We start from the raw sequence: 14,677 nt of genomic DNA on the forward strand, positions 1-14,677 counted from the left end.
TGGTGCTCTATTACCCAAAAACGGGTGCGCTCTTCGGTTAGTAGTTGGGATTCTGCTTCAGGTTTCCGTTCACTTCGAATTCAGCCGCCGGTATGGGGTACAGTTCGTGTTTGTTGTCGGTAAAATTGGTGCCGGCCTGGTAGGGATAACTGGAGCGGTACGCTTTCAGGGCCGCTTCCGTTGCCCGCAGGCTGCTGCCTAAACTGTTCCAGCGGATCAGGTCGGCTTTCCGCATGCCCTCGAAACACAGCTCCCAGGCACGCTCCTGCTTCAGCTTCGCGAAAAAGCCCTGCTTATCCAACCCTGCGGGCAGGTCCGCCGACGCATCGGCTACGTTCAGCGGCTTTCCATAGGCCCGTCTCCGGACCCTGTTGATGGCCTCGTAAGCAGCGGCGTTGGGCCCTTCGTTCAGCTCGTTTTCCGCCTCCGCCCGCATCAGCAGCACATCGGCATACCGCAGCACACACCAGTTCAGATCCGTGTTGTTCAGGTCCTTGGCCGGCGGCACCTGCCAGTCCCTTCTCCATTTGCCGGGGGCCCACTGGGCATCGCCGGAGCCGGTCAGCTGCACCTGGGCGCCGTTGATGTCGATCTTGTAGGTGGCCACTGCCACATCCCTGCGCAAATCGCCAGCCGGGTAGCTCTTTTGAAACAGGGCCGTTGTTTTGTAAAACGAGTTCGCACGCCCGTAGGGATTGCCCTGGTCGGCCACCGGCGCATTCCAGGTTCCGATATACCCACTGTGGCCGCTTTCGCCGATGGCATTGAAAAAAGCCACCTCGAACATGCTTTCCTTAGGCTCCAGGATGTGCTTGCAATGATTTTTAAACACCTGCTCGTAGCTGGCATTTAACGCATGCGCCCCGGACTCCATGATCTCCTTTGTCTGTTGCTGGGCCAGGGTATAGTATTCTTTATAATTGGCCGGCCGTTCCATTTGCCCGTTCTGGCGCAACGAATACCCACCTGCCGCCAAGGCGATCCGGGCCAGCATGCCTTTTACGGCGCCTTTCGAGATCCGTTCGTCGTTCTGCTTCGTCCAGGGGATCACCTCCGCCGCTTCCTTCAGGTCGCTCAGGATCTGGTCATAGATCATGTACCGGTCGGTCCGGGGCAGTTTCATGCTGTCGGAAGCTTCCGTCGTCTTCGTCTTGAAGGGCACGTCGCCAAAGAGCCGGACCAGCTCGGAATAGTAAAAGCCCCGCAGGAATTTGGCTTCCCCCAGCAGGCGCCGGAGGGCCTCCTTCTGGGCGTCCGAACCGCTTTGGTACAAGGGCATTTGGGAAATGGATTCCAGCACCAGGTTGGCGCGGTTGATGCCTTTGTACAGCAGCGACCAGGTCTGGTACAGCATCGGGTGCGCCGGCGAGATGCCGTAGTGCGCCACGATCCGCACATCATTGGTGAAACCGAGGCCCGCCATCTGGGCGATGTCCGAATCGATATCGTAGGCCAGGGAGATGTAAAACCCAAACGTCTGCTGGCTGGACAACGGTTCATAAGCGCCCAGCACCGCCATAGTGGCCTCCTCGGGGCTGTTGAAGAAGGAGGAGGCGGCAAAGGAGGATTGGGGTTTTTCTTCCAGCCACTTCTGGCAGGAGGCAAAGCTGGTGGCGGCGGCAAGCGCCAGCGCGATAAAGGCGGTTTGGGAAGTGCGGTATTTTAAGGAAGGAATCGTTTTCATGATGAAGATGCGTTAAGAATTAAAAGGAAACATTGAGACCGGCAACCAGGGACCTGGAGCGGGGGAAGGCCCCGAAATCGACCCCGGGCGTCAGGCGCGAGGAAGTGACGACACTCACTTCGGGATCGTAGCCGGAATAGTTCGTCAGCACCAGCAGGTTATAACCGGTAAGGTACACCCGTGCATTGCTGATCTTAGCTTTGGAAAGCCATTGGGAGGGGAAGGTATAGCCCAGGCTCAGGTTGTTGAGGCGGATAAAGGAGCCATCCTCCACGAATCCGTCGTGGAAACGCAGGGCGGTGCCGGCGCCGATATAGGAGGGTACTGTTTTTCCCGCGTTCACTGCCTCCAGTTGCTTGGGATCGGTGATCCGTCGGCCCTGTTCATCGATGGTCATCCACCGGTTGGCCACATGGGCCATGGCATTGGGATAAGGATTCGCCGTGATGCTGTTATACAGCTTGTTGGCATTATAAATATCGTTGCCAACGCTCCAGTTCACGAACACGCTCAGGTCAAATTTATGGCTGCGGAAGGTATTGTTCAAGCCGCCGGTGAATTTCGGGTTGGCATCCCCGATGATCACCCGGTCGGCCGTGGTGATCCTGCCGTCGTTGTTCTGGTCCTTCAGCTTTACATAACCGGGCTGCGGAACCATGTTGGCATCGAAGGGAAGGCCCCCCTTCAGCGTATAGGCGCCCGTTGCGGCATTGTAATCAAAATCACCCACCTGGTACAGGCCCTGGAACTGGTAGCCATACATCTGGCCCACGGCCTCTCCTACCCGGATCAGGTAATCCGCTTCCGACAGGGTGCCCGAACCGGTGCCGGCACCCCAGCTTTGGCTGTACCGGGCCGTTTCGCCGCTGGTCAACGCGGTCACTTTATTGCGGTTAAAAGCGAGGTTGAAGCTCGAATTCCATTCAAAGGCTTTCCGGCGGACATTCACGGTGTTCAGCGTCAGTTCGAGGCCCCGGTTGCGGGTGGAACCCACATTGATCAGCATGGTGGTAAAGCCGGAGGTAGCAGGCACCGCCGCATTCAGCAACAGGTCCCTGGTGCGGTTGTCGTACAGATCGGCGGTCAGCTGGATGCGCTGCTTCCAAAAACCCAGGTCGAGACCGAAATTTTGCGAACGGGTCGTTTCCCATCTCAGGTCCGGGTTGGCCAGGGTAGAGGGAAATACGGCAATGGAATTATTGTTGTTGAGCGGGTAGCTGCCCGATTGCAGCAGGGCCAGGGACAGGTAGTTGTTGATGCGGTTGTTACCCGAGGTACCCATGCTCAGGCGCAGCTTCAGGTCGGACACCACCGGGATTTTGGACATAAAGCTTTCATTGATGACCCTCCAGGCAAAAGCGGCGGCCGGGAAGTTGCCGTACTTATTGTTGGGGCCGAATTTGGAAGACCCATCCCTGCGGAAGGAGGCCGAAAAGATATACCGGTCGGCCAGCGTTACATTGGCCCGGGTAAAATAGGAAACCATGCGTTCGTCCTGGGCGGAAGACTGCGGTATGCCCGGCAGGGTGCCCTGGCTGATGTCGTTCAGCCCGAGGTTGGTGGCGGGAAACCGGGCGGAGCTGACCGAGAAACTGTTCATCGCGGAATATACCTGCTCCTGGCCCAGCAGCACATCCATTTTATGACCGCCCTTCAAGGCCTGGGCGTAGCTCAGGGTATTGCTGTAGTTCCAGCCCTGGTACCCGGTTTGGGTGATGGAACCGCCGGGTCCCCCGTTGCGCTTGGCGGCCATGGACCGGGCATCGTTGAACAGGTCTGCCCGCACATCCGACCGCCGCAGGGCGGCCAGGCCGCGGTAGGTCAGGTTTTGGAACAGTTCGTAATCGGCAGAAACGTTCAGGTTCAGGGCTTTGGTAGCGCTCGTCCGGCTCTGGGACAGGGCATTGGTGATGGGGTTTTGCAATACATTGCCGCTGTTGCCGCTTAAGGCCGGGTCCTCGTCCAGGTCCAGCAGGTCCTGGTCCGACCCGCTTTTCCCCAGCATGGGCCGGTATTGCAGGATGTTTTGCAGCTGGTTGAACCGGTTGCTGCCTTCCTGGGTACCCACCCCGAAAACCGTTTGCTCGGAATAGTTCACAATGCCGCCCAGCTTTAACTTTTTGCCGGCGGAATGATTCAGCTGCAGCTTGGCCACGTCCTTTTTGGCGCCGCTGTTCAACATGATGCCCTCGTCGTTGTTGTGCGAATAAAACAGGTTGAACCTCGTTTCCTTGCTGCCCCCGCCCACGCTGATTTTGTGGTATTGGTTGTTGGCGGTCCGTCCGAACAGTTCGTCCTGCCAGTTAATGCCCGGCTTGCCTTCGTACAAGGCTTTCAGGTCGGCATAAGCGCCATACCGGGCGGTGAAACCCGCCAGCAAAGTGGAGTCGGCCATGCTCCGTTCGTATTCCAGCAGGGCATACTGGTAGGGATGGAGCAGGGACAGGTTTTTGGTGATCTTTTTAGCGCCGAAATACATATCGTAGTTGACCGACAGCTTGCCGGTTTTCGGCCGTTTGGTGGTCACCAGCACCACGCCGTTGGCGCCCCGGGCGCCGTAGATGGCGGTGGCGGAGGCATCCTTCAACACATCGATGCTTTCCACATCGGTAGGGTCCAGGAAGGCCAGCCCGTCGGTTTGCGGCACGCCGTCCACCACGTATAAAGGCTCATTGCTTTGGGTGATGGAGCCGCCGCCCCGGATCACGATCTGGGGGGTAGAGCCGGGCGTACCGTCGCCCTGGGTGACCTGCATACCGGCCACGCGGCCCTGCAGCGACTGCGCCAGGTTTTGTACGGGCACCTTCGACAGCTCCTTCCCGCTGACGGAGGAAATGGAACCGGTCAGCTCCTTGCGCCGGGCGGTACCATAACCCACGACCACCACTTCGTCCATGTCCCGGGCCTCCGCCGCCAAGCTGATATCGATGGCGGTCCGGTTGCGGACCTTTTCTTCCACCCGCGCATGGCCGGAATAGGTAAAGATCAGTACGGCATTGGGCGGGACCGAAAGGGAATAGCGGCCGTCTTTGCCGGTCAGGGTAGCGGTCTTTTCCCCTTTTACAAGTACGGTGGCGCCGACAACAGGCTCGCCGGCGGCGGTGACCACCTGGCCCTTCACCTGGATGTTCTGGGCGAACAACGTGGTACAGCCGACCACGGTAATACACGTGAGCAAGAATCGTTTCATAATGATATTTTTCTCTTTAACAGTTCGGAAAAAATTGACCCTTCAAAGTACCGTCAGGCGGAAAAAAACCCGTTTCGATCCGGGTTAGTATCCTTTCAAGTTTGATGAGAAATCCGTTTAAAACAGGTGAAAAAGGCTAAAAACGGCTTAGTTCCGGGCGGCGCTTTCCGTCGACGCCCCGCGGCCCGGCCGGCGGAGCAGCTCTCCCAACCGGACCGTCTTATTCTGCACCAGCGGACGGGCGTAAACCGACAAAAACAAGATATACCCGAGGGGCAGGAACAGGAACGCCAGGGCCAGCTGCAATCCCACCGCATCGCCCAGGGCGCCGACGATCAGCGGCACCAGCGCCCCGCCGAAAATGCCCGAACACAGGATCCCTGAAAAAGATCCGTGGTGCCGGTCCACCGAGTTGAGCGCCAGGGAAAACACCACCGAAAACATGACGGAAATGGAAAAGCCGGCGAGGGGGAAGGCGGCGACCGCCCACTCCTTGCGGCCCAGCAACGCCACGGACAGGACCAGCATGGAAACCAGGGCGGAGGTTTTTAGCACCAGCCGGGCATCCCAGAGTTTCAGCACCACCAGGCCCAGCAGGCAACCGATGGTCATGCAGCCCCAGAACCGGGCCACCGCCGCCGCCCCGCTCGTGCGGGGGTCCAGCCCGTGAACGGCCCTCAGGAACTCCGACATCCAGTTGGCCAGCGATTGCTCGGTGCCCACATAGGCAACGATGCCCAGGAAGAACAACCATACATCGCTGCGCCGCAGCAACTGCAGGTAAACGCCCGCCGCACCGCTCTTTTCCTCTTCTTTCAGCTGCACCCGGGGAATTTTCAGCAGCGCCAGCACGACCAGCATCCCCAAAAAAATAAAGCTGAACAGCCAGTACAGGGCCGCCCAATGCGGGGGACGCTGCACCAGGGCACCCAGCCATCCTCCCAGGAGGCTGTGTGCCGGCGGATGGCCCAGTTCCTGCATCAGGTACGAAAACACGAACGGGCTGATAAACGAAGCGAGGCCAAAAACCAGCTGCCCCAGGACCGAGAAAAAAGCAAAATGCTCCTCCCCGCCGGCGGTGCGCATCAGGGGATTGATGATCACCTGCAGCATGGCCATGCCGACGCCCATGACAAAGAGCGACAGCAGCGCCATCGCGTAGTGGGGATGGAGCGCAAAGGCCAGGGCGCCCCCGAAGTTCAGCGCGAACGCCAGCAGCATCGACCATTTTTCTCCCATCCGTTCAATGAGCACGCCGGCCGGCACGGACATGATGCCGTAGGCCAGGAAAAAAGAAAACGGAAGGAAGGAGGCCATGGTAAGGCTGAGCTGATAGGTCTGGATGACGAAGGGCATCAGCGGGCCCAGGATATTGGTCACAAAGGAGAGGACAAACCAGATCAGCAAAATAACGCCGACCAAAAAAGGATTTCGTTGTTGCATAAGGAGGGGATTAAAAGTGCTGGAAAACGTTGGCGGCACAGCCCAGCATACCGGCTTTATTGCCCAGGAGCGCCGCCGCCAGTTGGGTATGCTGCCGGGCCGCGGGCATGGCCATCCGCAGCACCCGGGATTCGATTTCCCGGATATAAAAGGCGCCCGCTTCGCTGATGCCGCCGCCGATGACCACTTTCTGCGGGCTGAAAATGTTGACCAGGCTGGCGACACCCTGGGCCAGGGCATCAAAATGCTGCTGCAGGGCCGCTACCGCCGCCCCCTCCCCTGCCCGGTACCGCTCCACGATAAAGGCCCCGTTCACGCCGGTGCCTGCCTGCGGGTGCAACAACCGGTACTGGTCCACCAGGGCCGTCACGGAAGCATAGCTTTCCAAACAGCCCTTTCCGCCACAGGTACAGGGCCTGCCGTCCTGTTGGATGATGATATGCCCCAGTTCGGCACCACGGTTTTTATAGCCCCCGTACAATTTTTTGTGGAGCACCAGGGCGCCGCCGATACCGGTACCTACGGTCAGGAACACCACATCGCTGCAGCCCTCGGCTGCCCCGAACTGCCACTCACCCAGGCCCATCATGTTGGCATCGTTATCGATGAGCACCCGGAAGCCAGTTTCTTTTTCCAAAATGGCGGCCAGCGGCAGCTGTTCAAAACCCGGCAGGTTGTCCGCCCCGCCGATAACGACATTTTCCTCCACGATGCCGGGGAAGCCGATGCCCACGCCCCGCACCGGCTCCGGGGCGGCGGCCGCACACTGGCGGATGGCCTGTGCCAGCAAGGCCACCACCTGGTCTTCGGTGGCGGCATTTTCGGGCTGCAGCGGCTGCAAAAAGCGGTGCACGAGGGCGCCGGTGCGGCTGATTACCCCGCATTTGAACGAGGAGCCGCCGACGTCTATTCCGATAGCGTATTCTTTATCCATTGATTCTTATTGAGAACAGGGTTATAAAAGTAGAATACTATTTTTCACTGAGGTGTCCCAGGCGCCATAGGCGCCTCCTGTTTATCGAAAAGCCACAAGAGGAGGACATCGCTCCCTCGGAGCGCCTTGTGGAGAAAGTGCCTGTTCCCTTCCTTTAGGCAACTGTTTTTGCTTCACGGGTGGCTCCTACGAAGCCCAAAAGCGTTCAATAGGATGTTTCTAGAAACAGGAGGCACCTACGGTGCCCAATGCCTTTCGCCAATAAAGCAAAACTGCTAATAAATGACTTCAGTTACAATGTATTAAGATACTAATCTAAATAATTATACACGGAATCCAGCCCGAGCCCGTTGCGGGCCTCCGGGCCGGGATGCGCCCGCTTGTCGATCTCGCTGAAATAGGGAGCCCTATCCCACAATTTCGTGTCGCCGCCGGTAGCCCGGGGGTCTTTGGTGGTGGCCAGGTAGGCCTGCATCTGGGCGGCCAGCTGTTCCTTCACTTTTTGGTACGCCCCCTCCTGCGCCAGGTTGTGCAGCTGGTCCGGGTCCTTTTCGAGGTCGAAGAGCTCTTCGGCCGGCCGTTTGCCCAGGCCCAGCTCGAACAGCGGCTTTACCGCCGGCGCGTTCCGGTGGGCGATCAGGTACATCTTGGCGGGACCGGGATACTGAAGCATATAGGGATCCACATCGCCGTAAAGCGGCGGGTCGCCGGCCGCCCAGCGGGAGGGTTCGTAATTCTTAATGTATAAATAGCGGCGGGAACGGATGGCCCGGCCCGGGTAGCCCAGCCCGTGCTGGCGCACAAAGGCATGGCGCTCGCGGCCCAGCACGACAAAATCCCGCTGCTGCGCCTCCGCCGGTTCTTTTCGGACCACCGGTAATAAGCTCCGGCCGGTCATTTCGGCGGGGGGCTCCAGGTGGGCCAGCTCCAGGAAGGTGGGCGCCAGGTCGTTCAACGTGACCAGGTGATCGCTGAGGGCATTGCTTTTAAAGTGGCCCGGCCAGGAAATGATCAGCGGAACGTGGGTGCCGAAATCATAGAGATTCGCCAGGCCGCGGGGCATTTGCCAGCCGTTGTCGCTGCAGACCACGACCACCGTGTTGTCCCATTCGCCGCTTTGCTGTAAGGCTTCCAGCACCTCGCCCAACTCTTTATCAAAAAGTTCGATGGCGTGGTAATAGTCGGCAATATCCTTGCGCACCTCCGCATGGTCGGGCAGGTAGGCCGGTACGGTTACCCTGGCCGGATCGATGCCGGCCTTGCTGCCGCTGCCCACTTCGTAGGGACGGTGCGGATGGAGGCTGCTCACCCAGTAACTCCAGGGGCCGTCCTTCTTTTTCTGTTTCAGGAAATCCGCGAAGCTGTTGTAGGGGTCGCCGCCCGGGTTGCGTTTCCGGCCGTTGGCGGCAAAGCTGCCGGGTCCCCAGCCCTTGCCCTGAAAGCCGACCTGGTAGCCCGAGGCTTCCAGCAGGTCGGGATAGGTTTTAAACTCGGTGGGCAAAATGCTCCAGAGGTCGGCCCCTTCCTTTAAGCGCCAGATGTCCTGCCCGGTCAGCATGCCGGCCCGGGAAGGGGAACAGGAAGGGGAATTGCAAAACGCATGGGTAAAGCGCACGCCGCTGGCGGCGACCCGGTCCATATTCGGCGTACGCACCACCCGGTCGCCATAACAGCCGGCGTGGTTCCAGGACTGGTTATCCGACATGATCAGCAGGATATTGGGTCGCCGGGATTTTTCCGGGGAGGGCTGGCAACCCGCCATCCCTATCCCCAGAAGCAGGAGCAGAAAATACGATACTGTTTTCATTTTATGTTGATGGTATTTTAAACAATTGCGAGTAGCGGAACGACGGAAGTAAAGCGGGCTGTAGCAGGAACGGATTGGCCGCTGTCAGCGGTGTGAAAATAGCGGCTGGGCGGAAAAAGGGATTGCATGGGTGTTGAAAAGCCTTTCGATCCTGTTGAATTTCCCCTTCCTTAGGGATAATTTCAATTTCACTTAGGTTGACCGCGAACGGGGAAGCCCGCAGGGCTTCAACAAAAGAAGCCCCGGGTGAAACCCGGGGTCAGCCGTAGTTCACCACCACAACCCCAACGGGGTTGCATGTGTCCTGGTCGGTTTACATCGGGTTTTTATTTCGAAGGATTCTTCGCAAACGCTCCTTGATTGGGTACCGTCTCCGGATCGCGGGTCCCACATTCAACCCCATCCGGGGTTGTGGGAGGTGAACTACGGCTGACCCCGGGTTGCACCCGGGGCTATTCACAGTGAAGCCCTGCGGGCTTCCCCGTTCGCGGTCAACCTTAGTGAGAATGGCGCTACAGCGCATCGGCCACGCAGCGGAAACCTGTATGCTCCAGGCCGGTATCGGGGCTGCTTTTCATTCTTTTGGCCGTACGGTAGCCGCTGCAATAGCTGTCATTGCACAGGAAGGAACCGCCCCGGAGGCATTTTTTCGGCGTATAAGGGTCTTCGGGATCATAGCTGGCGGCCGGCCCCCGGGGGTTGTCGGCCACCCGGTGCGCAAATGTTTGATAGTAGCGGGCATCGTACCAGTCGCTGCACCATTCCCATACGTTGCCCGACAGGTCGAACAGGCCGTAGCCGTTGGGGGCATAGGACCCGACCGGGGCCGTGGTCAGATAGCCATCCTCCAGTGAATTATGGTATGGGAACTGTCCGTCCCAGCTGTTCATTTTGGGCGCTCCCTGGTGCCGGTCTTCCCGGCCCCAGGCATAGACCGCTTCCTGCAGGCCGCCCCTGGCGGCATATTCCCATTCCGCCTCCGTGGGCAGGCGCTTGCCGGCCCACCGGCAATACGCCTGGGCATCTTCCCAGGCCACCTGCACTACGGGATGGGCTTCTTTGCCTTCCAGGTCGCTGCCGGGTCCCTCGGGATGCCGCCAGGAGGCGCCTTGTTTCCAGCGCCACCACTGGCTGTAATGGGCCAGGTCTACGGGTCCGGCGGTAGCCTGGAACACCAGGGAGGCCGGCACCAGCAGGCTGTCGGCGGGCCGGGGCGTTCCGGGAGGAAGCGTTTTTTTCAGCTCCTCCCAGTCGGGCTTCCGCTCGGCCACCGTTACATAGCCGGTGGCGGCAACAAAGGCCGCAAACTGGGCGTTGGTGACTTCCGTGGCATCCATCCAAAAAGACTTCACCCGGACCTGGTGCCGGGGGGATCCGTCTGCCCCGTCCCGGTCGCCACCCCGGAAGAAGGTACCGCCCGGGAGCAATACCATTCCTTTTTTAGAGCTGTCGCCGGGAGTAACAGGCTGGGCGGCGCTGAACCTTAGGGAACGGGCTGGCACTTTCATACACGAAACCAGGCCATCGTTTTTGGCGGCCCTGCCCGAAGGGTTTTCCGTGCAGGCCGGGCACAGGAGCAGCAGGCTTATTAAAAGAGAAAGCAGTGGGGGAAAATGCATTTTGTACAAGCGTTTAGCAGGTATAGGTTGCAGGGGAATAGATTAAACCCGGAAGGACGCTCAACTGTTCCTGCAGCACCTCCAGTTTCCAGGGCTTGGCAAAAAAGTACCGGATTCCGGCCGCATAGGCCGCCGCCACAATGGCGGGCAAATGACCCGTACTCCACATCACCACCGGGATGGCCCGGAAAACCGGGTGGGCCTGGAGCAGCGCCAGCAGTTCAATCCCATTTTCCCGGGGAAGGTTATAATCCATGACGATCAGGGAAGGGCGCCATTCTTCCACCTCTTCCAGCAGGCCATCGCCTTCCGGCAGGCTGCGTAGGGAGACCTGGGGCGCTACGGCCGCCAGCGCTTCCTCGAAAAATCGGCAATCATCCGGGTCGTCATCGACCAGCAATACATGGGTTACAAAAGTTGGTGTGGCCATAGCTTATCGTTTTTGAAGAAAGGATTCCGGCCACGAATGTACCCGGCCCGCCTAAAAACGGGTTTCGATCCTGTCCAAATGCCTTCCGATCCTGGTGAATCTTCCCGCTGCCCGGCCGCTGGCCGTTTACCCGCCTGCTTATTCCGAAAGAAATCCGGCCCTTTCAACCAGCCTTAAAGCATTTCAATCAATAGTGAAAGGGCCTGCCTGCCCGCGCAGATAATTTTACAGCGGTCGTCCAACGATTTCATTTTCAAAAAAACCACACATGAACAGACAATTAAGTACCCTGGTTACCGGCCTCGGCCTCCTGGCCGCCCTTGCCGGCCGCACCCAGGAGACACCGGGCAACGATGCCTGGCTGCTCCATTCGAAGCAGGTGATCGCCCAACAGCTTACCCGGGCAGCCGCCACGTATACGCCCGGCCAAAACCCCCGCTCCATCAACCCCGACGGCTCGGTGCGGCTGGCGCCCTACACCGACTGGACCACCGGCTTCTTCCCCGGATCCCTCTGGTACGGCTATGAACTTACCGGCGCTCAACAGCTGGCGGACCAGGCGCGGCGCTTTACCCTGGCCCTGGATTCCGCCCAGTACCTCACCCATACCCACGACCTCGGCTTTATGCTGTATTGCTCTTACGGCAATGCGCTGCGGATCACCCGGGACTCGGCGGCCTACCTGCCCCCGTTGAAAACCGGCGCGCAAAACCTGTTTAACCGCTTCAACCCTAAAGTAGGCGTCATCCGTTCCTGGGACTTTTCCTGGTGGCATTACCCGGTAATTATCGACAACATGATGAACCTGGAGTATTTATACTGGGCCGCCGGCGCCTTCAACCAGCCCCGGTACGCCGGCGCCGCCACGACGCATGCCCTGACCACGAAGAAAAACCATTTCCGGAAAAATTTCAGCTCGTACCACGTGGTGGACTACGATCCCCAAACAGGCAAGGTATTGCGCAAAGGCACCCACCAGGGGCTGACCGACGAGTCCTCCTGGGCCAGGGGACAGGCCTGGGGCCTGTATGGCTATACCATGTGCTATAAGAACACTAAAAACGCCGATTTTTTGAAACAGGCCCAAAAGATCGCCGCCTTTATCATGCACCACCCCCGCACCCCGGCGGACAAGATCCCGGTTTGGGACTACGATGTCCATAATGCCCTGGAGAACGAAGAACGCTGCCCCCGCGATGCCTCGGCGGCCGCCGTCATCGCCTCCGCCCTGCTCGACCTGAGCGCCCAGGTAACGGACGGCCAGCACTATTTCGATTATGCCGAAGCCATCCTGAAATCCCTGTCCTCGGATGCCTACCTGGCAAAACCGGGAGCGAACCAGTACTTTATTTTAAAGCACAGCGTGGGCGCCCTGCTGTACAATTCCGAGATCGACACGCCGCTGGATTATGCCGACTACTATTACCTCGAAGCCCTGAAGCGCTACGAGGCCCTGAAAAGCAAACAGCCCACGGTGAAACAGTAGCCCTCCGAGGTTCGGCAAGCCCCCTTTCAGGTGCTTGCCGAACCTGCTCTTCGTACCCCAATTCCCCATTCACCTTTCTTAAAAAGATTGCTCATGCACCTGAAAAAAACAACGATCCTCTCCTTTATCCTGTCGGCGGCCCTGCAGTTGCACGCCCAGGAACGGCCGATAGCCAAGGAAAGCTTTGCCCTCCTCAACCTGAATTACCCCGGGCTGGAAAAAGTAAGCCGGCTGGTAGCCGGCGCCCGGTATAACGAAGCCGCCGCGGCCCTGCTCGACTACTACCGGGAGAAAGCCGCCGGTAAAGAAGCGGATTTCAGCAATGCGGAAAAGCCTGCCGACATTCACGAGCCCATCGACAGCGCCACCCGGGAAATGGCCGACAAGGCGCTGTTGCACCAGTTCAAACCGCATAAGGGCTACGGCTTTTTCCCCTACGGACAGGACATCAACTGGCAATTCTGGCCGGTCAAGGACAACGAGGTCCGCTGGCAGCTGCACCGGGTAAAATGGTGGCAGTCCCTGGCACTGGTGTATCATGCCACCAAAGACGAACGCTACGCAAACGAATGGTTTTTTGAATTCTCGGACTGGGCCCGCAAAAACCCCCTGGGACTGTCGGCCGACAACGACAGCTTTGCCTGGCGGCCGCTGGAGATCTCCGACAGGATCCAGAGCCTGGTGCCCACCCTGTCGCTGTTTTTAACCTCCCCGAACATGACGCCGGGCTTCCTGGTGGATTTTTTAAACAGCTACCACCAGCAGGCCGACTACCTGAACGGCCATTTCGCCCAAAAGGGCAACCACCGCTTATTTGAAGCGCAGCGCACCCTGTTTGCCGGCGCCTCCTTTCCCGAATTCAAAAACGCACCCGGCTGGCGCAAACACGGCATCGAGGTGCTGAATACGGAAATCAACAAACAGGTCTTCCCCGACGGGCTGCAGTTCGAGCTGTCGCCGGTTTACCATGTAGCCTCCATCGACATCTTTTTGAAAGCCTACCGGGCCGCCATGTCCGTGCACCTGGAAAAGGAGTTCCCCGAAAGCTATAAAAAAACCGTGGAGAACATGATCATGGCCAATATCCACATCACGTTCCCGGATTACAACGCGCCCATGTTCGGCGACTCCTGGCTCATCAACAAAAAGGACCGGATAAAGCAGTACCGGTCGTGGTCGGAGGTATTTCCTAAAAACGACGTCATCCGGTACTGGGCCACCGAAGGCAGGGAAGGCAAACTGCCGGCTTATTTTTCCAAAGGCCTGACCCACGCGGGGTTTTATACGTTCCGCAACGGCTGGACGCGCCCCGCCACGATCCTGATCCTGAAGGCCGGGCCGTCGGCAGGCTTCCATTCCCAGCCCGACAACGGCACCTTTGAGCTGTGGGTCAAGGGCCGCAACTTCACCCCCGATGCCGGCGTCTACGTGTACAGCGGCGATGCGGAGATCATGAAGCTCCGCGAAGCCTACCGCCAGACGAGGGTGCACCAGACCCTCACCCTGGACAACCGCAACCAGGAGCGCACCCATGCCCGCCTGCACCGGTTTAGCGCCGGCAACGACCTCGATGTGCTGAGCTATACCAATCCCTCCTACGGCAACCTGGAGCACCGCCGCAGCGTGCTGTTCATCGACCGCCAATATTTCCTGATCATCGACAAGGCCGCCGGATCCGCCAAAGGTACCCTGGACGTGCACTTTACCTTAAAAGAAGACAGCCGCCCCCTTTATGATACGGTAAAGAAAAGGGCGGTCACCCGCTACCCGGACGGTAACAATTTGCTCATTCAAAACCTCAACAGCGACAAGGTGGCCCTCCGGGAAGAGGAAGGCAAGGTTTCCTACGCGTACCGGCAGGAACAGCAGCGTCCCGCCTTTGCCTTTGAAAAGACCAAGGGCCGGGAGGCCACCCAAACCTTCGTAACGGTGCTCTACCCCTTCGAAGGGGAGACAGCACCGCCCATCAGCCTGAAGGAACAGGCAGGCAACGACTTCGCCAGCGGCCGGATCCGCCTCAGCCTGACCATCGGCGGACGGGAAAAGACGATCCGCGCCGACCTGGGAAACTAATCTTCCACCGC

General features: G+C 59.0%; 9 protein-coding genes. 2 read left to right on the forward strand and 7 right to left on the reverse strand.

All coding sequences use genetic code 11. The annotated features are described in order from the left end of the window. Positions 1 to 37: 37 nt before the first annotated feature. From V9K67_RS15610 to V9K67_RS15640, 7 genes are all read right to left on the reverse strand, one after another. The gene (locus V9K67_RS15610) at positions 38 to 1,684 is read right to left on the reverse strand and encodes a RagB/SusD family nutrient uptake outer membrane protein (protein WP_336723973.1); all 1,647 of its coding nucleotides are present in this window, start codon (positions 1,682 to 1,684) and stop codon (positions 38 to 40) included. A 19-nt stretch (positions 1,685 to 1,703) separates the two neighbouring features. Beyond that, positions 1,704 to 4,874, reverse strand: a complete 3,171-nt coding sequence (locus tag V9K67_RS15615) for a SusC/RagA family TonB-linked outer membrane protein (protein WP_336723975.1) — start codon at positions 4,872 to 4,874, stop codon at positions 1,704 to 1,706. A 147-nt stretch (positions 4,875 to 5,021) separates the two neighbouring features. Then, positions 5,022 to 6,317 carry an MFS transporter gene (locus V9K67_RS15620; RefSeq protein ID WP_336723976.1) on the reverse strand — a complete coding sequence of 432 codons (1,296 nt, stop codon included), beginning with the start codon at positions 6,315 to 6,317 and terminating at the stop codon, positions 5,022 to 5,024. Positions 6,318 to 6,327: 10 nt separating this feature from the next. Beyond that, on the reverse strand, positions 6,328 to 7,251 hold the full coding sequence (locus tag V9K67_RS15625) for an ROK family protein (protein WP_336723977.1): 924 nt from the start codon (positions 7,249 to 7,251) through the stop codon (positions 6,328 to 6,330). A 310-nt stretch (positions 7,252 to 7,561) separates the two neighbouring features. Beyond that, positions 7,562 to 9,058, reverse strand: coding sequence for a sulfatase family protein (locus tag V9K67_RS15630; RefSeq protein WP_336723978.1), 1,497 nt, complete (start codon positions 9,056 to 9,058; stop codon positions 7,562 to 7,564). A gap of 512 nt (positions 9,059 to 9,570) precedes the next feature. Continuing rightward, positions 9,571 to 10,677, reverse strand: a complete 1,107-nt coding sequence (locus V9K67_RS15635; RefSeq protein ID WP_336723980.1) for a formylglycine-generating enzyme family protein — start codon at positions 10,675 to 10,677, stop codon at positions 9,571 to 9,573. Positions 10,678 to 10,690: 13 nt separating this feature from the next. Beyond that, on the reverse strand, positions 10,691 to 11,107 hold the full coding sequence (locus tag V9K67_RS15640; protein ID WP_336723981.1) for a response regulator: 417 nt from the start codon (positions 11,105 to 11,107) through the stop codon (positions 10,691 to 10,693). A gap of 268 nt (positions 11,108 to 11,375) precedes the next feature. On the opposite strand from V9K67_RS15640, the gene V9K67_RS15645 reads away from it, so the two are divergent. Beyond that, positions 11,376 to 12,593, forward strand: a complete 1,218-nt coding sequence (locus tag V9K67_RS15645; protein WP_336723982.1) for a glycoside hydrolase family 88 protein — start codon at positions 11,376 to 11,378, stop codon at positions 12,591 to 12,593. A gap of 93 nt (positions 12,594 to 12,686) precedes the next feature. Next, positions 12,687 to 14,666, forward strand: coding sequence for a heparin-sulfate lyase HepC (gene hepC / locus V9K67_RS15650; RefSeq protein ID WP_336723984.1), 1,980 nt, complete (start codon positions 12,687 to 12,689; stop codon positions 14,664 to 14,666). The last annotated feature ends 11 nt before the right edge of the window (positions 14,667 to 14,677 follow it).

The sequence above is a fragment of the Huijunlia imazamoxiresistens genome (genome assembly GCF_037132455.1).
GTDB classification, from domain to species: domain Bacteria; phylum Bacteroidota; class Bacteroidia; order Chitinophagales; family Chitinophagaceae; genus Flavisolibacter; species Flavisolibacter imazamoxiresistens.